We start from the raw sequence: 24,144 nt of genomic DNA, 5'->3' as shown, positions 1-24,144 counted from the left end.
TCATGGCAACAGATAGTAACCGGCCGGTCCTATCACTGCATTTCCGACAAATATGCTGACAAAGGAATGTGGAATAATTGATTGTGAATGGAAAATATTGGTCATCCTCCATTTACAACAGATATTACACACGCGTTCATTGTAAAGCACGTAATATTGCAAAGAAATTCGGATAAGCTATAATTGAGATGCATATTAGCGCAAACGCCCACTGATTAGAGGAGTGTGCGCTATCATTGAAAGCCAATATTAAATCATTAATAAAATATAGAATGAAGAACATTATTCTCAGGAAAAACCTCCGGCAGCATGCCTTGCTCGGATGCCTTATGCTACTTCCTCTTTCGTCTGTATGTTCACAGGCAAGTGCACAACAAATTGCTTTTCCGGGTGCCGAAGGCTGGGGACGCTTCGCGACCGGCGGACGTGCCACAGATCCTGCCATAGGCAGTAAAGTGTATTATGTGACAAGTTTGGAGGACTATCTTTCGACGGAAGAGCCCATTGAAGGAACCCTCCGTTGGGCACTGAGTACAGGAGACGATACCCCACGAACCATTCTTTTCAAAGTAGGTGGTACTATCGTCCTGAAAGAACGGTTGAAATGTCCCAGACCCAATGTAACCATTGCAGGTCAATCTGCTCCAGGTGGTGGTATCTGTATCTCGGGAGCCAATATCTACATTCACAGCAAAAACTTTATTGTACGCTACATACGCTTCCGTGCCGGTGACTTGTCAGGTAAAAACTACTCTTCATTAGGAATTGAAAATACGGAGAATGTTATCATCGACCACTGTTCCTTTAGCTGGTCAATGGAAGAAAACGTGACGATGTACGATAACAAGTACACCACCATGCAATGGTGTATCCTGAGCGAACCGCTCTATGTATCCAAACATGATAAAGGCGCACGCGGTTACGGTGCACAATGGGGTGGCGAGCATTCTACATTTCATCACAACCTGTTTGCACATTGTGTAGGCCGTACTCCGCTGGTGAATGGTGCCCGTGACAAAGCTGCCAGCGGACACGATGCTTTTGTAGACACGGAGATTATCAACAACGTGCACTTCAACTGGGGAAACAAAGGCGCTTTATACGGTGGACAACTACATTCAATTATCGAAGGGGCCTATTCACGCACCAATCTCATCAACAATTACTATAAGCCGGGGCCTGCCACCAATACATTCCAGGAACGCTGGTTTGCCGACTGTTCTCATGATGCCGCCAGTGCTACCGGACTGGGAGAATGGTTTATTGACGGAAACTTATTTGAAACCAATGAATACAAAAACGATAAGAACAAAGGAGACCACTCGCAGGTGAATGCCGACAACTGGATATATGCAGACGGAAGCAACTCTAAGAAAGCAGTCAATCTGCGTGCGGGTACAAACCTTATCAACGATATAAAGCTGACTACCCCATCAGCCAGCAGCGACCTCAATGTAGAAACGGCAGAAGAAGCCTACTATAAAGTCATCAGGCAAGCCGGAGCACAACTGCCGAAGCTCGACGAAGTAGACACACGCATCCTGGCCGAAGCAGCAGGAGAATCGGTACCCGTAGACAGAGGTGCTATCAAATGGAACAAGACAGAACCGGCATCTCCTACCGTAAAATTTGTTGGTATGATCAACTCTCAGGACGATCTGAAACCTGCCGATGCCGATGAAAACTGGACTCCCTGGCCTGATCTTACTCCAAAGAACGGTGAATCTGCCCCTATAGATACAGATGGCGACGGTATCCCCGACAGTTGGGAAGATGCTAACGGGCTGGATAAGAACAATCCCGCAGACGGAGGAGCAATCAGTGCGAACGGTTATTCCAATCTTGAAAACTACCTGAACAACCTGGCAGGAGGCGGCGGCACTTCTATCGAACGTCCTTACGCAACCAACAGTGAAGTGACTGCACTGTATATCAACAGCCTAACGGGTGCACAGGTATACTCTTCACATCCACAGGCTAAGAAAAATGAAATCAATCTGCCGGCATTACAACCAGGTGTATACATTATCACTTATATCCTGGCCGACGGAAACAGAGAAAACGAGAAAATCATAGTTACAAACTAACGCCTGAGAGGCTATTTCAACTTTAGTCCATAATAAAGTTGAAACAGCCTCTTGCTTACTCAATAGATATTAAAATGAAAACCTGTAAAGTAATCTATCTTCTGATGCTGTTAACATGCCTGCCAGTCTCTACCCGGCTGGTTGCACAACAGCTTCCTGCTTTTCCCGGTGCCGAAGGGCATGGCCGCTACACAACAGGCGGACGGGGAGGAAACGTCTATCATGTAACCACTCTTGAGGACAGTGAGGCCAAAGGTACCTTGCGCTACGCTGTAAAGCAGAAAGGGGCACGCACCATTGTCTTCGATGTAGCCGGAACCATCTACCTGAAGAGTGATCTGAAAATCTCCAATGACAATATTACCATTGCCGGACAGAGTGCTCCGGGACAAGGAATCTGCCTGGCGGATTATCCGGTTATCATCTCGGCCAACGATGTCATTCTCCGTTACCTGCGTTTCCGGGTAGGAACAGCAAGCATAGCTACCGGTGGAGAACCGGATGGTCTGGGAGGTATGGATAAAAAGAATATCATTGTAGACCACTGTTCGGTCAGCTGGTCTATTGACGAATGCCTGTCCGTATATGGTTCTGAAAACACAACGGTACAATGGTGTCTTATCTCCGAAAGCCTGCGCACTTCCGGACACAGCAAAGGGAAACACGGGTATGGCGGTAACTGGGGAGGTGCCCATGCATCTTATCATCACAACCTGATGGCTCACCACGAAAGCCGCGTACCCCGCCTTGGCCCGCGTCCGGGAACACAGGAACGGGAGTATATGGACCTGCGCAACAATGTATTCTACAACTGGGCAGGCAATGGATGTTATGGTGGTGAAGGTATGAAAGTAAACATCGTAAACAACTACTACAAACCAGGTCCCGCAACCCCTCAGAGTGCAGTACGTTACCGTATTGCCAAGATCGGCGTAAGAACTACGGCATACTGTACCAATGCCGACGGCACTCCTAATGCATGGAAGCCAATGGAACATGTATGGGGACAGTTCTACGTAGACGGCAATGTGATAGAGGGCAATGCGGCCGTCACTGCCGACAACTGGACAAAAGGTATCTATGAACAGATCAATAATAAAGAGTGCGACAACACCTTCAATGATCAGGTAAAGGCCGAAATGAAACTGGATACTCCGCTTGAAACCGATGTCATCACTACCCATACCGCCGGACAGGCATTCAAACAAGTATTGCTCTATGCCGGTTGCTCCAAAGAAAGAGATATTATAGACGAACGCATCGTGAAAGAAACAGAAACCGGAACGGCGACTTATCAAGGCAGCGTATCCGATGATGCTGCCAAAAAGCCCGGTCTTATCGATCTGCCCACCGATGTAATGCCCACAGGAGCTTCCAGTCCCTGGCCGGAGCTAAGTAAGGGGGGAGTTACCACCGACCAACTGAAAGATACGGATGGTGACGGTATCCCCGATGTATGGGAGATAGCCAACGGTCTCAACCCGAACAATGCCACCGACGGAAAAGCAACGACTTTGAGTCAGGAAGGATACACCAATTTGGAGGTATACCTCAACAGCCTTGTAGCCGATATCACAGAGAGGCAAAACTCTGATGGAAGTGGAACCGGTATCGGAAAGGAGTCTGAAGATGCAATTACAGTATATGCATCGGGCAATACTGTAATTGTAAACGGACTTTCAGGAAAGAGCAGTATAGAAGTATATACATATAGCGGTGTAAAGATCCGCCAAATAGCGGTAAATACTGCGGAAACGTCATTCAGTCTGCCTTCGGGAAATTACATTGTCCGGACGGCAACTGCCCATACTACAAGCGTGAAGAAGATTCTGATTCTGACAGATTGACAAATTGTATTTTCTATACCCTTTTTATAACGCCATAGCGGAACCAACTCCCGGTTGGTGGAATTAAAGACATTACAGGCGCATCAGGAGAATGCAAAGAGTTTGCATTTGATTATTTTTTGCATCAGCACAAAACACGATCTTCTCCGCAACGATCCTTATGATCAAAAGCAGATAAAGAATAGTTCATTATGCTATTTTCTCCACGGTCATTTCCAGCTGCCTAATAAGTCAAATAAGCACATCAAAGGAGCTTCCGAAGCCCTCCCCGGAGCCGGGCAAATCACTCCCCGGAGCCGAACATGTTGCTCCCCGGAGCCGCGCACACTGCTCCCCGGTGCCGGACAGATCATTTCTCACCAACAAAAGCAGGCTTTTCCGGTAAGAATATGCGTATATTCTACCGGAAAAGCCCATTTATCTGCATATTCATGCAGCGTTTTCATGTAAAGTATTCTCAGATGGAGGGTTTCAACAAAAAGTTTAGTTAGCCGATTTCAGATATTCCTATCCTTTTGCTTCCAAAAAGTCTTCATCTCTATCTTTCTCTTTTTACTTCCACCAGATAACCTTCTCCCCCACCACTTTATAACCTTACAACTCTATAACCATCTAACTCCATAACCATCTACCTCCCCATGCAGAAAGCACTTAACGTGGGTTCTGTACCATATTCGGATTGGCATCTATCTCTGCTTGCGGAATAGGCAATGCTACCCGCAGATCAGACGGAGTAATAACCGCAGCCCCGGATACGGAAGGTAAATGCCAGCCACCGGTACGATTCACCGGCAAACCATTTCGCATGGCATCAAAGAAAGCATGCCCCTCTCCTACCAATTCCTTGCGACGCTCTTTCAGGATACGTTCCAGGCTAAGTTCTGATTCTTTCACCGACTTCACCGGATTGGCACGGCTCACAATGGCATTGAGGCAATCCAGAGAGAATTTCAGGTTTTCTGCCCCACCCAGCTTAAAGGCAGCTTCGGCAGCATTCAGATACACTTCGGAGAGACGGACAATGCAGATGTCATTGTCCTGCGGATTATCCCCCGTCTTGCCGGGATACTTATTCAGATACTTAGGATAGCCGGCAGAACCTTCGGGCAGTATATCTTCCGCCGGTTTTTCGGGCAAGCGATTCAACACGTGGCGCACATCATCCGGGTCTTCTCCCAACAGATCGAGGAAGGCTTTGGTGAGTACAAGGTTATTCCAATCCTTCACATTATCGGCATACACCATCGGAGCACCCTCACCTCCCGTTCCGCCATCCGGTTCGGAAAGGGTATAGTAAAACTCAAACAGCGACTCAGAACTGAAGTCTTTTCCCCATACGGTGGGGTATTCTTCGTGTGTGAACAGTTTATAAAGCCCTCCGTTATCTATCACTTCTTTGGCCAGTGCGAGTGCCTGCTCATTATTATTCATATAAAGATACACGCGCGAAAGCAATGCTTTGACACTCCACACATTGAGATACCCGTCCTTCTTGTCAGTAGAGAGGGCCGAAAGATCCAGTGCCCCCGTCATATCGTCTATCACCTGCTGATAGCACTCGGCTACGGTGTTGCGGGCAGGCTGATGGGTAGGCAGTGTCGTTTTAATCTCGATAGGTACTCCTAAAGAAGCACCGTTGTCCAATGTATAGGGCATAGCAAACAGGCGGGTAAGATCGAACAAAGCCAGTCCGCGCAAGGCAAGCGCCTCGGCTTTGATACAGTTGAGGGCAGTGACATCATCCGTCGCCACTGCACCGGATTCAATTCTTTCCAACAGACTATTTGCCTGGTGAATCACACTGTAAGGCTGATTCCATACACGCGTGATGTTCAAGGCATCATCTGCCGTAACGTTAAATTCATAATAAGGCGATACACGCTTTCCGGCTCCTTTGCTGATACGTGCCTGAACATCTTCGCCACGACAATCGGCATAATAGAGGTAATTATCACCATAGTAACTGTGCGAAGCAGCAATACGATAGATACCGTTCAGGGCTATTTGTGCCTCTTCGAGTGTACGGATAGCCTCCGGAGTAGTCACAGAAGTAGACGGATTCAGGTTCAGCCAGTCACCTGAGCAGGAAGAACAAAGAAGCGATGTGGCAGCAAATATATATATCAATGTACGTTTCATATATCTGAGTATTATAATATAAATGAGTAAAATCAAAAAGTTATCTCAACCCCAAAATTGAAGGTACGCATGGCGGGAGCTTCACAGAACACCTCACCGTTGACCGGTACTTCCGGATCATATTGTTTCCATTTGGCCCACGTCAGCAGGTTGCTGCCCGAGAAGTAGATACGTGCATTCTCTATCAGCGCTTTCTGTGTCCACTGTCCCGGTAGTGTGAAACCGATTGTCAGGTTCTTGAGGCGGATATGATCGGTACTGTGAATATAGCGGGAAGAGTTTTGCGGACCGGCACCTTGTTCCAATACAAAACGGGGTACGTCGGTTACATCTCCCGGTTTCTGCCAGCGGTCTAAGGCATATACAGGCAGATTGTATGACTTTTCTTTGCTACCGTCAGTCTCTATCATCGTACCTGCTTTGTCAAAGGAATAACCACCTAATGAATAGGTAAAGGTAAGTCCCAGGTCGAACCATTTGTAAGAAATAATGTTAGTAAAACCTCCCGAAATCTTCGGATCGGCAGACTTATACGGAATGGCTTGTGCCTTAGAAGCATCATCGGTCTTTTCTTTACTGTAAATCCCCTGTTCATCCTGCGTATTGAGATAGTAGAGGGCTTTTCCGGTCATCGGATCTACTCCGGCAAACTCTTTCACGTAGAAACTATTGTAAGGAAGGCCGATCTTATGGATAAACCAGGAACCTTCGATAGACTGCGTCATATCTCCATCCAGCGTTACAATCTTATTACGGTTGTGCGTCAGGTTCAACACCGACGTCCAGTTAAAGTCCGGACTGGCAAAGTTGATGGTACGCAGTTCAAATTCCACTCCCTTGTTGTTGAGCTGCCCGATATTTGCCAGGTAATTCAGGAAACCGGTAGTAGCACTGATAGGTCGATTGTAAAGCAGATCTTTGGTATCGCGGTTGTAATATTCGAGGCTCACAAAGATACGGTTGATAAAAGCTAAGTCGAGACCGATATTGAGATTGTAATTCTTTTCCCACTTCAAACCTGGATTGGCCTGAGCAGATTCATACGAACCTGCGGCTCCCATATAGTTCTGTCCGTAACTGTACAACCCCATATATCCGTAAAAAGCTCCCGGCTGATTACCGTTGACACCATAGGAAGCACGGATTTTCACATCATTCAATATCGGCTTCACAGCGTCCATAAAAGACTCGTTGCTCAGATGCCACATACCGGAAACAGACCAGAAATCACCCCACCGGCTTTCGGGAGCAAGACGGGAACTACCGTCACGACGGTAACTGCCTGCAATGTAGTAACGGTCGTCATAATCATAATTCAGACGGGAAAGGTAAGAAATCATCCTGTATGCCTGCGTAGAAGAAGCGAAACTTTTCAGCACAGCCGCATTATCCGGTTCGAGTAACACATCCGAAGGGAGCTTGGCTTTCTCTCCCATCGCCTTATCACTCTGATAGCTTTCCAGTTCATAAGCTACCAATACATCAAGATGGTGCTTGGCGGCAAATGTACGGGCATAGTTGAGCGAAGTAGATGACAATAGCTTACCATATTCGGTAAATCCCTTTGAAGTCTGGGCATCGCTTCCGCTCTTGGGGCCTGCTCCGCTAAGAGGATTCAGATAACGTGAATCTTTCTGCACGGTATAATCATAACTCAGCGTCTCTTTCAGCTTCAATCCCTTGATAATATCTACGGAAGCATATCCGGTAGAGAACATACGCGTCATACGGCTACGGTTATAATCGGTACGGATGTCGCGAAGCGGATTCACATTGGTGCCGGCATAAGAGCCCACATAATTGCCCGAAGCATCGCGCACCGGCATAGAAGGCGTGGCAGACACAGCCACACAAAGAAATGGATTAATGTTAGAACCACGTTCTTCATTCATCTCCTGACTCATCTGGGTGAACATCATATTCCCCCCTATTTCGGCACGGCTACCTATTTTCTGTGTCATGTTCAGACGGGCAGAATAACGGTCCAGGCTGGAGTTCTCTACCAATCCTTCCTGACGGTTGAAACCGAGGGAAGCGTAGAAAGTAGTACGCTCGTTACCTCCCGAAGCAGATACTTCATAATTCTGATTATGAGCGGTACGCATCAGTTCTTTCCGCCAGTCGGTATATCCCAGTTCCGGTATCCCTGCATACGTATCAATATTGGCGTTGGCATACTCCACGGGAGATTCCAGTCCTTTGTCTACGGCAGAGTTGTACAGACCTTCGTAAATCATTTCGCGGCGCTGATCCCCGTTCAATGTAGGACGGAAGTTGACAGCTGCATTCGAAAAACCTCCGCTGGCACTCAAAGTAACTTTAGTACGTCCTACTGCCCCTTTCTTGGTAGTAATCAGGATTACTCCATTGGCAGCACGCGAACCATAAAGAGAAGCGGCGGCGGCATCTTTTATCACTGTGATATTCTCAATATCAGCAGGATTAAGCGTACTCATCACATTGGTTTTAGCATTGTTCATATAAGCAGCATCGGCACCCGTACCGGCTCCCATACTACCGGAAGTAACCGGTACACCATCAATGACAAAAAGAGGTTCATTGGATGCATTGAACGAACCCATACCACGGATACGGATACTCTGGTTGGCTCCTGGCTGACCGGAACCGGAAGTGATGTTCACTCCCGTTGTCATACCCTGCAACTTCTGTTCAACAGAGAGTACCGGCACGTTTTTCAGCATATCGGCCCGAAGCGTATTGGCCGATCCGGTAAAGGATGACTTTGAAAAGTTTCCGTATCCGGTCACTACTACCTCATCCAAGCTCAGTGATTCGGGGCGCAACATCACATTTAAAACGCCGTTCTTCGGCACTTTCACCTCAACCGTTTTCATCCCGACATAGGAAACAACCAGGAATTTATCCGATGCCTCCACATGCAAGGTATAACGACCATCCATATCTGTCACTACTCCCCGGCCCGGTGCTCCTTTTACAGAAACGGTAGCTCCGATAAGTGGCTGTTTGTCGTCTGATGATGTCACTACACCTTTTATTTCCAATTGCTGTGCCTGAACATGTATTGCACACAGGCAACCCAACACAAACAATACTACTTTAAAGTTTCTCATTGGTTAATTATTTTAAATCTACAAATACCTATTTATACTTATATACCCCAATAACTGTACCTTAAAGATGCCGAGGAAACAAATTAATTCTAAACAGCAGTAAATAAAAACATTAATTATCCAAGGAAAGCTAAGAAATGAAAAAAGGGCTGTAGAATTGGTCCACATATTTGTGGAATAATTCTACAGCCTGTTCTGCAAAAGGCTAATAATTCAATACTATCTAAAGATAGCGAACATCGCCTGCCGTACTTCCCCGTGCGGGAAGCACTATTTTAGTTTTAGTTTTGTTTTGTTCTTATATTGGCTCATATCGCTCACCACTACCCTGTCGCCCGGTTGCAAACCACTTATTACTTCTGCATATTCAAAGTTGGAATCACCCAACTGTACTTTCCGTTTCACAATCTCATCCTCTGCAGTCATTACAAATAATTCATACTCGCCACGCCCCACATAATAAGAAGCATTGGCAATCCGCATCACATCTTCTTTCACTGCATTCATCACATACACATCTGTTTTCAAACCTGAACGCAAACGACGGTTGTTATCATCCACCAATTGTACGGAGAAAGAGATAACCCCGTTCTTTGACAGCGGTGTCACACTGCTAACCACTCCTTCCAGCTTTTCCGTACCAATCTTCACAATTGCTTTTCCGCCGGCAGCCACACGGTCACCGTAAGTATCGGCAATTTCACCTTCCACTTTGAAGTGACTCAAATCGGAAATAATAGCCAATTGCCCGCCTTGCGGTACCTGCGCACCCACCTGATTATTAATATAAGTAAGAATAGCCTTGCGCGGAGAACGAATCTGTGCATCGTCCAATGTACGCTTCATCTCGGCAAGGTTCTTACGGAAAATGTTGAAATCGAGCTCCTGTACCTGTAGTTCGGCAGCAGCAACCTGTTTCTCATTATTATATTGTTGTTTGAGTTGTTCATACTCTAACTGGGCTACATTATAGCTCAGTTCCGCCTGGCGTACTTTATCGGTAGTACCTGCACCAAGGCTATCCAGGTAATGTTCGTTGCGAAGCTCCACCTTCATACGGTTCAGCTTCATAGCCGACACCTTTATCTGCATGGCCATATCAGAAAGTTTGGTCTGGTTGTTCACACGAAGCTGATCCAGTTTGTAACGGCGCATTTGCTCTTCGTCGAGCAATTTCTTGTATTCCGTCTCAGTACTTTGAAGGTCCAGTTTCAAAATAGGAGTACCGACATCTACACTGTCTCCCCCCCGGCGATAAACCTCTACAATGCGACTATTGATAGGAGAAGTTATAATTTCTTCAAAAGCCGGTGCCACCTTTCCCGATGCACTGACGCTGACCTCAATTGTACCTTTGTCAACAGTAGAAAGTACAAGATCCTTTTTCTGAACCCCTGTACGCATCAGGGAAACAAGTACACTGATAACCACAACGGCCGTAACCCCAATGGCTGAATAGCGAATAATCTTTTTATTACGTTCTTTGTTACGTACTTCTTTCGGAATTTCTCTGTCCATCTTATTTCTATTTACGATTTAGCGATTTACGATTGGAGATACTAAATCTGTGCCAAAGTACTAAAGTGCTGAAAACAAGGAACAAGACAAAAAAGAAGGGTGTCCGAAAACGAACACCCTGTACGAATTTAGCAAATGAAATGTTACAAACACTCAGATTATCTCAACCGTAAACGATCTCCCACTTCCGGGATATAATCACCGTCTTTACGGTTCATCTTATAAAGATTCTTCAGTCGGATACCGTATTTCTGAGAAATGGTATGCATAGAATCACCATCTCTCACAATATACACATTATATTGCTTGGGAGCTTTCTTCTTCTTTGCTTTCAGATAGATGATGTCACCCTGCGTCAGAGTATAGTCGCGTTGCAGGTCATTATACTTCACCAACTTCTTCCAACTGATATCGAACTCATCACCCAGTTCTTTGAAAGTATCTCCGTTACGGGCAACCACATAAGCAATGTCATTGGCTATATACACCGGATGCGGGTTCAACAACCACGGATGTTTACGCAACTTACGTTCCGAATAAATACCTTTGGAATCGTACTTATACAAATCATAATCCTCTATAATAGTAATCAAACGGTTGGCATAGGAAGGATCTGTGGCATACCCTGCCTTTTTCAAACCACGTGCCCATCCTTTATAATCGGTAATATTGAGCTTGAACAGAAAAGCATAGCGTGCCCCACGAGTCAGAAACGTAGAATGATCCTCATAAGAGTCTCTTGGATTTTTATAAGCCCGGAAACACTCCTGACGGGCATCATCATCATGCCGCACCGTACGTCCCTTCCAGCTTCCCCCGCACTTGATACCAAAATGATTGTTACTCTTACGGGCCAGTTCACTCATTCCGGCACCACTTTCAAGCAATCCTTGTGCCAGCGTAATACTGGCGGGAATCTTATGCTCTTTCATCTGCTCTATAGCAAGATCTTTATACTTATCAATATAATCTACATAACGGGAATTTTTGCGCTGAGCCTGTGCACCCACAGAAAGCATAAGTGCAAGGGTTATTACGACAAGTCTAAGTGTTTCCCGCACAGGGAGGTGCACCAAGAGATGATTAATTGAAACGCAGATGAACGCAGATTTTCGCAAAGAAAAACAAGGATAAGATAAAGAACAACAGTATTTTAATCTGCGTTTATCTGCGTTTATCCGCGTTTCATCTGATAAAGAAAGCTCTGTGAGACTCAGTGGTACTCTGTGGTGAGTTTGATTCATTATTGTCCAAATGTGAGTTAAATGCCACAAAAATCATAAAAATAATTGGGATTATCAATCTCTTTCCTAACTTTGTAACATTAATTGTAGAACAAAAACCCTTGATAAAGATGAAAGACCTGACGATTACCAGCATTATCAAAGTATACACATTTGATGAACTTAATAAAACGGACCAGGATCTGATGACAAGTGCAATGGAGGCAACTACGCGTAGTTACGCTCCCTATTCGAAATTCTCAGTAGGAGCTGCCGCCTTGCTTGCCAACGGAATTGTGGTAACCGGAACCAATCAGGAAAATGCCGCTTATCCGTCTGGTTTATGTGCAGAACGCACTACCTTGTTCTATGCCAACTCTCAGTATCCCGATCAACCGGTGCTGACCCTTGCCATCGCTGCCCGTACGGAAAAGGACTTCATCGACCTCCCTATCCCCCCTTGCGGTGCTTGCCGCCAGGTAATACTCGAAACGGAGAAACGCTACAAACAGCCCATCCGCATTCTGCTCTACGGAAAGAAAGAAATTTATGAGGTGAAAAGTATCTGCGATCTGTTACCGCTCTCATTTGACGCCTCAGCCATGAAAGAATAATGATACAACAATATAATACCAAACTAAAAGGAAAGCTCGTCCTTACCGATTCTTACCATACAGACAAAGCCTTGCAAAAGGAAAAGAGCCTTTATAAATTTATCTGGGTACGAAATGGCAGTATTACGCTGGAAATAGATCATCAGGAGGTAATACTTGTGCCGAATGAAGTTATCTCTCTGTCCAACCTGCAACATCTGGAATTCAAATCCATTGACGGAGACTACCTGACACTACTGTTCAATAGTAATTTCTATTGTATTTATGGCAACGACCACGAAGTATCGTGCAGCGGTTTCCTCTTCAACGGTTCATCACATGTGATCCGGTTCGTATTGGATGATGCCGAACAGAAACTGTTGAACGACATTGCCGATACACTCAGCAAAGAATTCTCCGTATCGGACAATTTACAGGAAGAGATGCTCCGCATCCAGCTCAAACGCTTCATAATCCAGTCTACCCGTATCGCACGCCGGCGCCTGAACATCACACAGGAAAAGGAATACAGTTTTGAAATTATTCGTCAGTTCTTTATTCTGGTAGATACACATTACCGGGAGAAAAAACAAGTACAGGACTATGCCGATATGCTGCATAAATCTCCTAAAACATTATCAAATATTTTTTCAGCCTGCAAACTCCCCTCCCCATTGCGCGTCATTCATGAGCGTGTGGAAGCCGAAGCCAAGCGATTATTACTATACAGCAATAAAAGTTCTAAAGAAATAGCCGACCTGTTGGGATTTGAAGACCAGTCCTCTTTCAGCCGTTTTTTCAAGAACATGACCGGACAAAGTACTGTACAATTCCGAAATTCATCCGAAGGGAAAAATTGACAAGCGATAAAGCTAAATTGCTATTTCCGGCAAATGGGAAAACCCCGACCTTTGCGTCTATAAGTTAAACCCATAAAAAGTTATAGCAATGAAAGAAAAATTAATCACTCTTCTGACCTTCACCTCCGGTCTTAAAAGTTTCGGTATCAAATTTATCCGTGTAGCCATTCTGGTTGTATTCGTCTGGATTGGCGGATTGAAATATTTTCACTACGAGGCAGATGGCATCGTACCTTTCGTGGCAAACAGTCCGTTTATGAGTTTCTTCTACGCTAAGGGAGCTCCGGAATACAAGGAACATAAAAATGCCGAAGGTGCATATGTTCCCGAAAACCGCGAATGGCACGAAGCCAATAATACATACACATTCTCTTACGGACTGGGTGCGCTCATTATGAGTATCGGTATCCTGGTTTTTCTCGGTATCTTCTTCCCTAAAGTTGGCATCATAGGAGATGCACTCGCCATTATCATGACACTCGGCACATTATCTTTTCTTGTCACTACCCCCGAAGTATGGGTACCCAACTTAGGAAGTGGCGAATATGGGTTCCCCTTGCTCTCGGGTGCCGGAAGACTGGTTATTAAAGACATCGTAATCCTGGCTGGCGCAGTAGTATTACTTTCCGACTCCTCGCAACGGGTATTGAAATCTTTGACAGCTACTACCCGGTAACTGAAACAAATCTCCCGCTTCGGATGTTATAAACCTACAGAATAACCCTTTAAAAGAATATAGATATGAAACAATATGATGCTATTATCATAGGTTTCGGCAAAGGTGGAAAAACATTGGCTGCCGAATTATCCAATCGTGGCTGGAAAGTCGCCCTCATCGAACGGTCTGATAAAATGTATGGAGGTACATGTATCAACATAGCCTGTATCCCTACCAAAGCATTGGTACATGAGGCCGGGATATCCGGACTGATGTACAAGGAAGACTATAAGCAACAAAGTGACTTTTATAAACAGGCTATTACCCGTAAAAATGAACTGACCTCTTTTCTCCGAGAAAAGAACTTCAGCGATCTGGATGGTCGGCCCAATGTTACAATCTATACGGGAATGGCTTCATTCACTTCACCCAACACGGTGAAAGTTGTTCTTCCAGACGAAGAGATAGAACTTCAGGGTAAAGAAATTTTCATTAACACCGGAGCTACAAGCATTATCCCTGCCATCGATGGAGTTAAAGAAAGCAAGCACGTGTATACCAGTACCAACCTACTGGATCTGGACATACTCCCACGCCACCTTATTATTGTAGGCGGCGGATACATCGGACTGGAATTTGCTTCCATGTATGCAGAGTTCGGAAGTAAGGTAACCATACTTGAAGGAGGAAGTGCGTTCATTCCGCGTGAAGACCGTGATATAGCAGACAGTGTACGTAAGGTACTTGAAAAGAAGGGAGTAGAAATTCGTCTGAATGCCCGTGCACAGTCCATACATGATACAGCAGATGGGGTGACTCTGACATATACAAACACCGCTGATGACGTCCCTTGCTTTGTTGAAGGCGATGCTATCCTACTGGCTACAGGCCGAAAACCAATGATAGAGGGCCTGAACTTACAAGCAGCAGGCGTAAAAGTAGATGCACACGGTGCTATTATTACGGATGTACACCTGCACACTACTACTCCACACATCTGGGCAATGGGCGATGTAAAGGGAGGACCGCAGTTTACTTATGTATCTCTGGATGATTTCAGGATTATCCGCAATAAACTGTTTGGTGATAAAGAGCGCACCACCGAAGACCGTGATCCGATAGCTTACTCCGTATTTATTGACCCGCCACTTGCCCATGTCGGTTTGACGGAAGATGAAGCTATCAAGAGAGGATATTCCTTCAAAGTATCCCGCTTACCGGCCACAGCTGTAGCACGTGCCCGTACTTTGCAACAAACAGACGGCATGCTGAAAGCTATTATTGATACACATACCGGAAAAATCATGGGATGTACCCTGTTCTGTGCCGAAGCATCAGAAATTATAAACATTGTCAATATGGCAATGAAAACCGGACAGCATTACAGCTTCTTACGAGACTTTATTTTCACACACCCAAGTATGAGTGAAGTATTAAACCAGTTATTCACATTTGATTGAAATAGATAGTTCTGATTTTTATTTCAAGTAACGCCTGTTAGAAATTAAAGTAAAACAGGCGTTATTTTTATCTTAACAACCAGGGGAGTGCTATATTTTTCTTACTTTTGTAACAACATTGCCCATAAAGAGTAAAACTCAAAATGAAAGAAAATCAAACTTATCAATCAAAGATTATGCCATTTACTTTTCGAAAAGCCACCACCGATGATGCAGCCAGAATATGGGAAATCATCCTGCAAGCCAAAGAACAAATGCTTCGGCAACAAAAGCAACAATGGGACGAAACCTATCCCCTACCCGAAAATATAGCCAGTGACATTCGGAACGGTTATGCCTGCGTATTATGTAACGAGGGTGTCATAATAGCCTATGGTGCAGTCTCTTTTGATGGCGAACCGGCCTATGAAGCCATCGAAGGTAAATGGTTAAGTGAACAGCCTTATGTAGTAGTTCATCGCCTGGCTGTGGCCAATGAAATGAAGCAAAAGGGCATAGCTACTCTGTTCATGCAAAAAGTAGAAGAATTTAGTCGCGGGAAAGGAATCTATAGTTTCAAGGTAGATACCAATTTTGATAACTTCTACATGCATAAGATGTTAGAACGGCTTGGCTTTGTATATTGTGGGGAAATAATATATGGCAGGGGAGTTAGGATGGCATACGAAAAGCTCTTATAATCCTTACCTCGCAAAAGTACGTATTTAAATATGAGTTAAATAGGTAATTAACAGCGACTTAAATACGTACTCTTATACTCTAAAAGTACGTACTTTTATAAGCATTGATTTACAAGATGTTAGCTGCATTATTTGTGCTATCCATACTCTTCATAATAATAGATATAATTAGCTGATATTCTAAAGGCTAAGAGTAAAAACTACTTCTTTGAAGAGTTCATTCTTCTCTTCTTTTTCTGTGAGGGCGTTAAAGGTTTCTCTTCTATTTTAAAAGTAATAGTCCCATTAATAGTAATTTTTACGTCTTCCTCTTCGTCCACCAACTGATAAGGTGCACAATCTGAAGAACCACCATACTTATGATTCCATCTTACAAATGGATAAATAATGGCAACAGCAATAAAAATTATAATGATAGGTATTAGCATGCGTTTCTTATTTGATTTACAAATATAACATGATAATAGGAATAATAGAAATTAATAGAGGTATAATTGATCTATCATTGTAAACTCAATCAATATTAACATTATCACTACAAAAAACAATCAATAATATACCATTCGGCCATAGGTTTATTTTTAATTAGTATCTTTGAAGCATTGGAAACAGCTGCGGAATGTTGGACGAGTTGATATATATGGTTGTGATTGGCTTTCAAATTAGCATCTTTGAACCATTGGAAACAGCAAAAGCATTTGAATCTAACGCTTTGATTCGGTTGTGATTGGCTTTCAAATTAGTATCTTTGAACCATTGGAAACAGCATCATGAGAAGTAACTTTGTCAAACAGGAGTTGTGATTGGCTTTCAAATTAGTATCTTTGAACCATTGAAAACAGCACCAACCTCCTTTTCAGAATCAAAGAACCGTTGTGATTGGCTTTCAAATTAGTATCTTTGAACCATTGGAAACAGCCTCTACCGATTTCATGCTTGCCTCCAACTGTTGTGATTGGCTTTCAAATTAGTATCTTTGAACCATTGGAAACAGCGAAATATTCAAAGAATAATGTGCTTGTATCGTTGTGATTGGCTTTCAAATTAGTATCTTTGAACCATTGAAAACAGCGTAAGTTTACAATTGATGCACTAAACCTTGTTGTGATTGGCTTTCAAATTAGTATCTTTGAACCATTGGAAACAGCCGAACAGACTCCGAATTAAACAAGTTCCGTGTTGTGATTGGCTTTCAAATTAGTATCTTTGAACCATTGGAAACAGCATCACTATTACTTACATCTTCTCTGTTGTGTTGTGATTGGCTTTCAAATTAGTATCTTTGAACCATTGGAAACAGCGAGTCAGTTTTCCAGATGCCCCCTGTACCGTTGTGATTGGCTTTCAAATTAGTATCTTTGAACCATTGGAAACAGCATTTCAACGGCGCAAACCTTGGAAACCGCAGTTGTGATTGGCTTTCAAATTAGTATCTTTGAACCATTGGAAACAGCCAAAATCACAGCCGTAGCAGTCGAAGATGGTTGTGATTGGCTTTCAAATTAGTATCTTTGAACCATTGGAAACAGCATTGAAAACGGTCACCGTTCCGCCTTGGAGGTTGTGATTGGCTTTCAAATTAGTATCTTTGAACCATTGGAAACAGCATATAACAGCTGGCTACACAACAATAAAAAGTTGTGATTGGCTTTCAAATTAGTATCTTTGAACCATTGGAAACAGCACAATCTCTACTATTCACTGAATACCAACCAGTTACATCTGATCACAGAAAATAAAAAAAGAGACTGTTTCCAAAAGAAAATCCCATATTTCTATGGGATTTTTTATTTTAAAATAGTTCCAACTGCTGTCCGGGAGTATTAACTCCCTGTATCTTCTTTCCATAAAACAGTTCTATATTTCCAAATTGTTTATCAGTTATACATAATATTCCCACCTGACCATGTTCCGGAAGAAAAGACTTAACCCTTTTTATATGAACATCAGCATTTTCGCTACTGGCACAATGACGCACATAAATAGAAAACTGAAACATAGTAAACCCGTCCTTTTGCAGATTTTTTCTGAAATCCGCATAGGCCCTTTTATCTTTCTTTGTTTCAGTCGGTAAATCAAAAAGTACCAGTACCCACATAATGCGATATTCACTAAAACGATCCATTACCTCTCCGGATAGATGATATGGCGAAGCTCCCCACTAAAACATTTATAAAGTGAGGCAGTAGTCTGCGAAACAGCTACCATTAACGGGCTTCTTTTACCACCTATTTTTACCTCCAACGTTGGAATTTCCAACAACTGAACCTTCAATTCTTTACTTAACTCACCATAATTAGCTCCATTATGTACAATACCAAAAACCAACTCATCCACATAAGGACGATAAGGCTCCATTATATCATCGGCCAAACAATAGGCATTATAACGATTATGATGATGAATGCCTAAAGTTGGTAAAAGCCCACTTATAACCAATGCACGTGCAACAACTGCCCGCAGAATAGCATAACCATAATTCAGTAAATTATTAGGTGGGACTCCTTCACGCTCTCTTGTAAAACCATCAATATCTGCAAACATACCTTTCCAATAGTATGCTGCAGCACGTGCTTCAAGATTTTCAGGATCTCCACTTTTCACATTATCTGCCCACACATGCATACACTTTACCTCTACACTTTTACATGCCTGCAATACTGAAGCTTGATTATTAATCTTCATTTTTATGGTTTGTTGCCAAAGTTGTTTTTTCAACGGAACCGAAGCATCCAATTGATAGCGAAAGCGTTCATTCTGAGTAGTGTTGCCATACAATGGAAGCATCAAACCAACAGGCATACTTCTACTATCGCACGTTATCACAGCACTATTATTTTCAAGCAACGCCTCCAAAACTCCGGATGTTATAGTTATTTGTTTATTATCCAACACTACAACTCCAATATCTTCAATAGGCTTCATTATCTCCGATTGTTGCTTAAAAGTGTCCGGTAAGGATTCATTTTTAACAATCTCAGGAAGTTTAATTACAAGCTGGGCATTGCGTAATGAAAGATAAACAGGATTCCCAAAATATAATGTTTTTTTAATCATAACTCAATCTATTATAATCCAACATTATCTTTTTCTTATTTTTGATTGTTTATTTCTGTTATACAACCCAACCTATCAACCCTAATCGGTACACAAACAGCCTTAATCATCTCATTATTCCATGATTTCTCCGCCTTATTATTTGCTCCCAATTCAATAACAGGAATTATAGCATTAGACACATTCTGAGGAATGAAGAAACACTGGGGCCCGGAACAGGAAATCATCTTATAGATTCTACCCTTATCTATATTATCCAACTTCATACCATTATTCAATTCATCTGCAGTAGGCACATAAACCAAGTCATTAGGTGACAACCAAAACAATAACTTATCACCGTTATTATTATTTTCGGGAACAGGAGTCCACCCCAACTTCTCTCTTTCAATAACAACATTCAACGGGATAGTCTCATAGTTCCGTTTACCATCTTCTGTTTGATAAACAGCAAAGAACAAATTTGTACCTTTGGCAGCTTCAACATATTTAGAAGTCTTATTTCCTGATGTCCCAACACTAAATTTGTTTCCTTGTGGCTCACATACGCGTACCTTATATATAGGTTGATGATATTTACCATCATTTAAAGTAGTAAGATTCTTGTTCATCTCATCTATACCATCGGGCGAAAATGCCAGGTTAGGATCATCCTGATTATTACTCAAATGATTAAGAAGTATCTTTTGTATACCCGTATCCGTAACAGACTCCTTTATCTTCTTCGCATTAAAACTTGTATCCAATGGTTTGCGAACCGCTACTAAAGGTTCAGTAGAATCATTCGTAAAATAATAAACAGCCACTTTTGACAAGTTCAAATCCTTCCAAAGAGATGCGTTTTCCTTGAAGTACTTATCTATTCTTTTCTTATCATATTTATATGAATACAGCTGAAGTACTTTTTCCTTTAATTTTTTATCAACAATCATTTTCGGAGTATCCAAAGCAAGGCTAAGCCTGACTTCTTTCACCTTCTGAAGATTCACTTTGCCAAAGACCGTATCTTTATGCATCGGCTTACGTATAGCCCAACTATCGCCATTTATCTGTTTCTCCAATACCTTCTTCCCACTTTCATCAAAATGTACATAATAATTAGTGGTTTTATTTATCACTCTCAAATTCTGCTTAAAACTTACAGTGATATTCTCCAATGCTTTTCGTATATCCTGAGTAAATGCCGGCCAGGGCTTTTTTACAATCCACTTATAATTGCCATTATCATCAGTCCGACATTTGATACACAGCAAACGTTGCAAATCAGTACGAGATATTTTTGCTTTCTTACTTGCAGACTCATTACTCAAATAGTTAATATGATTCCGTGTAGCACACGCAATTACAATTGCATCCATTGCATGATGCCGATGATCAATACGCTTTTTACTGAACCCTTTCTGCATTTCAAGAGGTACTGCCGTTTGAAAAACACGCTTTCCTTCCTTATTTTCCCAACACCCGAATTGTTGACTTCCGGTTAATTCATTTAGTCGTTCAAACCGGGGATAGATAATCGAATTCCAAACATCATTTACTCCCCAATCCCTCTTTAGCCGATCTGTAACGCTGCCTGTACATACTATTACGTTCTTAGAAATAGCTTCCGGCTCATACTCTCCGTTCGAGTCCTTCTCACGTACAATATTTGACAACAAGCTTTTCACGACCTTACTAATGTAACGACTATCATTCAGCTGGCGTTCTATAAACGTCTCTGGTATATCATCCATTAATAATCTCTTCATTTTACTGCCTATACCAGAATAATTGGCCTTCACAAATTTTTCATAAGCTTCTATAGAAAAAATCTGGACTACTTTACCAAAACCTATCTCTACATATTGTCCATGATGATTCTTAATAAACTCATATCCAAGCTCATTACTCTTCAGCTTATTCACTTCAGCCTCGCAAATAACCTTGTTACTAAAAGAATCATCAAAATAACGGGATTGGGGGATAATATGCTCTATCTCATAGGCCGACGTAAAGAGCTTCCCTAATGGAATAATGTCACCAGTATAAGGAGAACGATATTTCTGTTCCAGCCATAATTTATAACGCAGAAACTCCGATTTCGTGGGACGTTTCTTTAAATCACTCTCTCTAAACTTCTTTAAAACAGCACTAATATCCTCCGGAATTTCTTCAACACTATTGAGCACCGTATCCTCATAGATTCTAAGTATTTCCTGCTGACCCGGCGAATATGGACGTACGTTCTCTATTTCGTACTCAGAGTTGATAAACTCCGCTAATAAAGCTTTAATACGTAAATTGGTGTTTTCATTTTCTACTATTTGAGCAGTCATCTTTGCCCGCTTATCAGCCGGATTCTTTATCTCACGCCCCAGTTCAACATGTATTTCATCAATCTGCCCTACACGTTTCCAAATATCACGGACAGTACGCAATGTTTCTGTAATAACCTGCTCTACAATAGGGTTTCGCAATGAATGTTGTCTGAACAACCGGAGATATGAGTCAATATCCTCAGGACTCTCCCACTTAGCAATAGCCCTGGCTTCAGAATGCCTGTTATACACAACATAACAAGACAACCACAACGGAAGTCCCTTAAAATCTGTTATATCCGACAGTTTTATAGCTTTTTCCCTCACTCTGTCATGGATATTCTCATCCCATTCACCTGTAATAATCTTATCAATCCGTTCCTTCGTTTTATCATCGATATTCGATAGTTCCCAATACTTCCCCATCCTCATCAGTGGCAAAAGCTTCTTGATTGCTTTAGCAGAGTATGCACCATATTCTTTTTTGAAAGGAGGCAGTTTCTTAAATACATCCGCAAAACGATCATCCAAATTATGTTTAGAAGCAAACTTCCGTAAAGCACTTTCAATCTCAATTTTATCTTCTACCGAATAGAGTATATGCCACAAAGCTTCTTCCACCTCCCGGGATAAGAAATCAGCAGCAACACCCACTTTTTGCAAACCATTCAATATAGCATTTCTTGTTTCATTGCACGGATATGATTTATCTTCTACGTAATTCCAGCGATATTCAGTAAAAGTCTTTTTCAAACCGAATTGCGGATTTTTCAGAAAAGCTTTCTGGTCTACCTCTTTCCGATCATTGAGCCATTCAAATAAAGTAGTATAATCGTCTTCTGTTTTAAGAAAATCAGGCGTCACATCCACATCCGTTTCCAACTTGCCATCATCCATAACCCTTTCTCTCTGATAAATCCGTATATTAGAGATAAACTGCCACAAACGAAACTCCTGAAAAAGAGGATGAGATTTTGCAATACATTTAATGGGTGCTTGCTTCACCTCTCCTGTTTCCCGATCCATATACTGATTCTCCTCATAAGGACAATTATCTATCAATGACTTTTTAGTTTTCAGAGGACGTTGATAAAAGATAATATCATCTATGAATAAATAAACAAAATCTCTACCGGAGATATTATTCTTATGTGCCTCATTACTGACATATAAGGCGTCGATACATGCTCTGTATAAATCCCGGTCCTGTAACTCCGGATGGAAGGATAGCTGCTTTTCTAAAATCAAACGCAACTCTTCCTTATAAAATTTACGTTCGACCGTCCGCACCAGTCTACCTTTTATTTTTTGATGCGGATTTTGTAACAAGGCATCATAGATATAACATCCCACCGTTTTATGGCTATTTGCAATATCAGACTCCGTCTTTTTCTTTATCAACGTCCAGTCATCTTCTTTCGGTGCACGGAAAGAACGCTTCACCTCTCCATATTTATCCAGTTTGGGCGTCCCATCTTCATTAAGATCTGTTGTCACAATGAATTCTTTCACTTTCCCTTCCCAATCCAAAGGGATGTTACTGGTTCTACGATAAATCCACCCGTTCTCCAAATGAACATTATACCAGGTGTCTTTTCCTTTCTTGTCATCAGTAGCCTCCACCTTAACAACCCTCAAAGCATAAAACTCCACAAGCTTATTGGATTGTTCTTCCTCTTCTTCTCCACGTAACTGATAGTATCCACGCTTTTGATTAAAATTTAAAATAATCCATGCAAGCTCTTCTTTAGATATCATTTCTGTCAACGCCTTTTTGCGAAGATAATAGAGAGTCCAGTCATAAGGCACCTTTTTACCTTCGGAAACAAATACAGGCTGATGAGTAGCAAAATCAACTAACATAGCTTCAAACGAATCCTGAAATATAAATTCAAATTGTCCCATAGAGTTTTTCCTCCAAGGTAACTTCGGCTCTGTATTTTTCTTAATTTTACCAGGATGATTTTCAAAATCTATATCATTGACATAATGTTCGGGAAGAAAGCCTAATATCTGTAATACTTTATGCAACCGTTCACGACGCAATAATTGACGCTCACGCAACCGGCGAATACTTCGATAAGAAGTCCGCTCCGCTGTCTGAGATTTTGTAACTCCACTATCAAAATTTCCTAATACAGCAGCATCCATAGGAATAATCCTACTCCCGGCCAATTCTATATTTCTCTTTTCAACTGATTCATCTGCTACACTATTTATTACAGCCCACCCTATACTATTTGTTCCTAAGTCCAGTCCTAATATCTTTTTCATACTGCATTAAATTTAAATATATACAAATATATAATTATTTATTGTAAAAAGAGTTTTATATTAATTTTTTCATTATATTTGCCACACTAATTTGAAAGCAAGTCACAATAAGGATTATTCCGTTGTGAAAACATTTAGGTTGCCCTCGTCCTTCTACGGGGGCTTTTATTTTGATTCATCCTACAAATGCGTAGTTCGTTAATAATGTTAATTCATTTTTTAACACCCTGATTTTGCTTTATAAGAATGTACATTTTAGCATATCATAAGTGTACATTTTAGTATGACAAAGGTGTACAATTAACACTCGCATAATTGTACACTCTTGCCTATCTTTAAACTGGAGGTTTATATTCATT

At 42.2% G+C, this 24,144-nt stretch carries 16 protein-coding genes; 8 read left to right on the top strand and 8 right to left on the bottom strand.

Annotated elements, in window-relative coordinates; translation table 11 throughout:
• Positions 1-272 precede the first annotated feature (272 nt).
• From VCM39_RS06755 to VCM39_RS06745, 3 genes are all read left to right on the top strand, one after another.
• Positions 273-2,087: a T9SS type A sorting domain-containing protein gene (locus tag VCM39_RS06755; RefSeq protein WP_322933799.1), complete on the top strand. Its 1,815-nt coding sequence runs from the start codon at positions 273-275 to the stop codon at positions 2,085-2,087.
• Positions 2,088-2,191: 104 nt separating this feature from the next.
• Positions 2,192-3,934: a T9SS type A sorting domain-containing protein gene (locus tag VCM39_RS06750; protein ID WP_323674029.1), complete on the top strand. Its 1,743-nt coding sequence runs from the start codon at positions 2,192-2,194 to the stop codon at positions 3,932-3,934.
• Between the two features lie 57 nt (positions 3,935-3,991).
• Positions 3,992-4,384, top strand: coding sequence for a hypothetical protein (locus tag VCM39_RS06745; RefSeq protein WP_322933797.1), 393 nt, complete (start codon positions 3,992-3,994; stop codon positions 4,382-4,384).
• A 201-nt stretch (positions 4,385-4,585) separates the two neighbouring features.
• Here VCM39_RS06745 and VCM39_RS06740 read toward each other — a convergent pair whose 3' ends face one another.
• From VCM39_RS06740 to VCM39_RS06725, 4 genes are all read right to left on the bottom strand, one after another.
• On the bottom strand, positions 4,586-6,073 hold the full coding sequence (locus VCM39_RS06740; RefSeq protein ID WP_322933796.1) for a RagB/SusD family nutrient uptake outer membrane protein: 1,488 nt from the start codon (positions 6,071-6,073) through the stop codon (positions 4,586-4,588).
• A 32-nt stretch (positions 6,074-6,105) separates the two neighbouring features.
• Positions 6,106-9,165 (bottom strand): TonB-dependent receptor, encoded by a 3,060-nt coding sequence (locus tag VCM39_RS06735; RefSeq protein ID WP_322933795.1) that lies wholly within the window; start codon positions 9,163-9,165, stop codon positions 6,106-6,108.
• A gap of 270 nt (positions 9,166-9,435) precedes the next feature.
• Positions 9,436-10,683 (bottom strand): efflux RND transporter periplasmic adaptor subunit, encoded by a 1,248-nt coding sequence (locus VCM39_RS06730; protein WP_221651408.1) that lies wholly within the window; start codon positions 10,681-10,683, stop codon positions 9,436-9,438.
• Positions 10,684-10,841: 158 nt separating this feature from the next.
• Positions 10,842-11,702 (bottom strand): glucosaminidase domain-containing protein, encoded by an 861-nt coding sequence (locus VCM39_RS06725; protein WP_322933794.1) that lies wholly within the window; start codon positions 11,700-11,702, stop codon positions 10,842-10,844.
• Between the two features lie 335 nt (positions 11,703-12,037).
• Here VCM39_RS06725 and cdd point away from each other — a divergent pair, with 335 nt between their 5' ends.
• The 5 genes from cdd (at position 12,038) to VCM39_RS06700 (ending at position 16,157) form a co-directional block, all read left to right on the top strand.
• On the top strand, positions 12,038-12,520 hold the full coding sequence (gene cdd / locus VCM39_RS06720) for a cytidine deaminase (RefSeq protein WP_122200811.1): 483 nt from the start codon (positions 12,038-12,040) through the stop codon (positions 12,518-12,520).
• The gene (locus VCM39_RS06715; RefSeq protein ID WP_221651406.1) at positions 12,520-13,359 is read left to right on the top strand and encodes an AraC family transcriptional regulator; all 840 of its coding nucleotides are present in this window, start codon (positions 12,520-12,522) and stop codon (positions 13,357-13,359) included. The genes cdd and VCM39_RS06715 overlap by 1 nt, the downstream gene beginning before the upstream one ends.
• A gap of 88 nt (positions 13,360-13,447) precedes the next feature.
• Entirely contained in the window at positions 13,448-14,035 is a 588-nt protein-coding gene (locus VCM39_RS06710; RefSeq protein ID WP_007486566.1) for a DUF417 family protein, read from the top strand.
• Positions 14,036-14,100: 65 nt separating this feature from the next.
• Positions 14,101-15,477: an FAD-dependent oxidoreductase gene (locus VCM39_RS06705; protein ID WP_221651404.1), complete on the top strand. Its 1,377-nt coding sequence runs from the start codon at positions 14,101-14,103 to the stop codon at positions 15,475-15,477.
• Between the two features lie 143 nt (positions 15,478-15,620).
• The gene (locus VCM39_RS06700) at positions 15,621-16,157 is read left to right on the top strand and encodes a GNAT family N-acetyltransferase (protein ID WP_251236852.1); all 537 of its coding nucleotides are present in this window, start codon (positions 15,621-15,623) and stop codon (positions 16,155-16,157) included.
• A 200-nt stretch (positions 16,158-16,357) separates the two neighbouring features.
• Here VCM39_RS06700 and VCM39_RS06695 read toward each other — a convergent pair whose 3' ends face one another.
• The 4 genes from VCM39_RS06695 to cas9 all read right to left on the bottom strand — a co-directional run bounded on the left by VCM39_RS06695 (position 16,358) and on the right by cas9 (position 23,785).
• Positions 16,358-16,585, bottom strand: coding sequence for a hypothetical protein (locus VCM39_RS06695; protein ID WP_221651402.1), 228 nt, complete (start codon positions 16,583-16,585; stop codon positions 16,358-16,360).
• A gap of 1,364 nt (positions 16,586-17,949) precedes the next feature.
• Complete coding sequence (gene cas2, locus VCM39_RS06690; protein WP_221651401.1) at positions 17,950-18,282, bottom strand: CRISPR-associated endonuclease Cas2; 333 nt, start codon at positions 18,280-18,282, stop codon at positions 17,950-17,952.
• Positions 18,282-19,214, bottom strand: a complete 933-nt coding sequence (gene cas1, locus VCM39_RS06685) for a type II CRISPR-associated endonuclease Cas1 (RefSeq protein ID WP_322933793.1) — start codon at positions 19,212-19,214, stop codon at positions 18,282-18,284. The genes cas2 and cas1 overlap by 1 nt, the downstream gene beginning before the upstream one ends.
• Before the next feature lie 35 nt (positions 19,215-19,249).
• Entirely contained in the window at positions 19,250-23,785 is a 4,536-nt protein-coding gene (cas9, locus tag VCM39_RS06680) for a type II CRISPR RNA-guided endonuclease Cas9 (RefSeq protein ID WP_322933792.1), read from the bottom strand.
• Positions 23,786-24,144 lie beyond the last annotated feature (359 nt).

Origin of the sequence: Bacteroides mucinivorans, assembly GCF_034654355.2 — a bacterium.
GTDB classification, from domain to species: Bacteria; Bacteroidota; Bacteroidia; order Bacteroidales; family Bacteroidaceae; genus Bacteroides; species Bacteroides nordii.
This window is presented reverse-complemented; position numbering and strand designations above follow the sequence as displayed.

Bases quoted from the DNA above. Each gene is read 5' to 3' on its own strand.
- VCM39_RS06755 (WP_322933799.1), top strand. From the start codon at position 273: ATGAAGAACATTATTCTCAGGAAAAACCTCCGGCAGCATGCCTTGCTC.
- VCM39_RS06750 (WP_323674029.1), top strand. From the start codon at position 2,192: ATGCTGTTAACATGCCTGCCAGTCTCTACCCGGCTGGTTGCACAACAG.
- VCM39_RS06740 (WP_322933796.1), bottom strand. From the start codon at position 6,073: ATGAAACGTACATTGATATATATATTTGCTGCCACATCGCTTCTTTGT.
- VCM39_RS06735 (WP_322933795.1), bottom strand. From the start codon at position 9,165: ATGAGAAACTTTAAAGTAGTATTGTTTGTGTTGGGTTGCCTGTGTGCA.
- VCM39_RS06730 (WP_221651408.1), bottom strand. From the start codon at position 10,683: ATGGACAGAGAAATTCCGAAAGAAGTACGTAACAAAGAACGTAATAAA.
- VCM39_RS06725 (WP_322933794.1), bottom strand. From the start codon at position 11,702: ATGCTTTCTGTGGGTGCACAGGCTCAGCGCAAAAATTCCCGTTATGTA.
- cdd (WP_122200811.1), top strand. From the start codon at position 12,038: ATGAAAGACCTGACGATTACCAGCATTATCAAAGTATACACATTTGAT.
- VCM39_RS06715 (WP_221651406.1), top strand. From the start codon at position 12,520: ATGATACAACAATATAATACCAAACTAAAAGGAAAGCTCGTCCTTACC.
- VCM39_RS06710 (WP_007486566.1), top strand. From the start codon at position 13,448: ATGAAAGAAAAATTAATCACTCTTCTGACCTTCACCTCCGGTCTTAAA.
- VCM39_RS06705 (WP_221651404.1), top strand. From the start codon at position 14,101: ATGAAACAATATGATGCTATTATCATAGGTTTCGGCAAAGGTGGAAAA.
- VCM39_RS06700 (WP_251236852.1), top strand. From the start codon at position 15,621: ATGAAAGAAAATCAAACTTATCAATCAAAGATTATGCCATTTACTTTT.
- VCM39_RS06695 (WP_221651402.1), bottom strand. From the start codon at position 16,585: ATGCTAATACCTATCATTATAATTTTTATTGCTGTTGCCATTATTTAT.
- cas2 (WP_221651401.1), bottom strand. From the start codon at position 18,282: ATGGATCGTTTTAGTGAATATCGCATTATGTGGGTACTGGTACTTTTT.
- cas1 (WP_322933793.1), bottom strand. From the start codon at position 19,214: ATGATTAAAAAAACATTATATTTTGGGAATCCTGTTTATCTTTCATTA.
- cas9 (WP_322933792.1), bottom strand. From the start codon at position 23,785: ATGAAAAAGATATTAGGACTGGACTTAGGAACAAATAGTATAGGGTGG.